At 63.3% G+C, this 1383-nt stretch carries 1 protein-coding gene; it reads right to left on the reverse strand.

Annotated elements, in window-relative coordinates:
- Positions 1-253: 253 nt before the first annotated feature.
- Positions 254-1279 carry an IS110 family RNA-guided transposase gene (locus ACFPOB_RS30150; protein WP_377801846.1) on the reverse strand — a complete coding sequence of 342 codons (1026 nt, stop codon included), beginning with the start codon at positions 1277-1279 and terminating at the stop codon, positions 254-256.
- Positions 1280-1383 lie beyond the last annotated feature (104 nt).

Here is a 1383-nt window from a genome sequence, read left to right on the forward strand (position 1 = left end):
GAGTGCCTTCTGTAATCGGGGCTTGGGCGTCAAGCACGAACCGTGGTGCGCCGGCATGGGGTCACGCTTCTGTCCGCGGTCGCTGTGCGCCGCACGATGGGTTCCGAAGGTGAGACGGACCAAGCTAAACGGCGGGCTTTATAGCTAGCATTGCAGCCCAGGCATTCGTGCGGCCTTCGTCTCATCCCCCGTCCCTGCCGGGACTTCAGTCAGGCTGGCTCGACGCCTCGCCTCGATCTTGGAGAATGGGAGTTCAAACCTCCTTGGCGGTCCAGCGGAAGGGCGAGCCATCTCGCCACATTCGGTGCATGATCACGGCCAGCTTGCGGGCCACCGCCACCTTTGCCTTCTTCAGGGAACTCCGCCTGGCGATCGAGACGCCCCAGTGCTTCAAGGCCGTCCATTGGGTCGAGCGACTGAGCATCACGTTGGCGGCGGCAAACAGGGCGCTGCGCGTAAGCCGGTCGCCGTTTTTGGCGATCCGTCCTCTTCGATCAACCTCGCCGGACTGATGCTGCCTTGGTGCCAGGCCGAGATGGGCGCCGACATCGCTCGACCGGCGGAATCGATCCGGTCGGTCGATCGCGGTCTTGAAGGCGAGAGCCGTCACAGGCCCAACCCCCGGAATCCCCATGAAGCGTACGCACAGCTCGTCATTCTTCGTGACCCTGAGCAGTTCGCCGTGAAGGGCCGCCAACTGCTTCATGAGCGTCTCGCGCGCTGTCAGGAGGGCCTCCATGCAGAGCTTGAGTCGCGGGCGATCCGTCACCAGATCGCGTATGCGCCCGGCGAAGCCGGAACTCGAGACTTGGCCGACCTTCAAGCCGAACGGGCGAAGCAACCCGCGGATCTCGTTCTCATGGTCGCGCAGCTTGTTGACGAAGAACTCGCGGCTACCAAGCAGCGTCCGCAGTTCCTGGCTCTCGACCGACTTCACATGCACCGACTTGAACCAGCCTGACCTGACAAGCTGGGCGAGCGAGCGCGCATCATTGCGGTCGGTCTTGTTCATGCTCATGGCCGTGATCGCCGCCTTCGCATGCCGGGTCTCGATGCAGACCGCGGGTAAGCCGGCATCGCGCAATCCGAAATAGAGCCATTGCGACAGCGGACCAGCCTCCAGGCCGACGCGCTCAAAGCAACCCGGAAGTTCGCCGAGGCAGCAGGTCAACGCTTCCGGATCGGAAGCCACTTTCGTCTCCAGGACGATGCGGCCGTCCGCATCGACCACACAGATGCTGGTCATCTCCAGCGAAACATCGAGACCGGCGTAGAGCATGGACATGGGGCGCTCCTCTCCAAAAACCGGCAGCATGAGCGCCAACCCTGGCCGAGCCCAGGCCCCGATTACCCCATCTCAACGACACGCTGTTCTCGACGCTC

Source organism: Allobosea eneae (assembly GCF_042657265.1).
Taxonomy (GTDB): Bacteria; Pseudomonadota; Alphaproteobacteria; order Rhizobiales; family Beijerinckiaceae; genus Allobosea; species Allobosea eneae.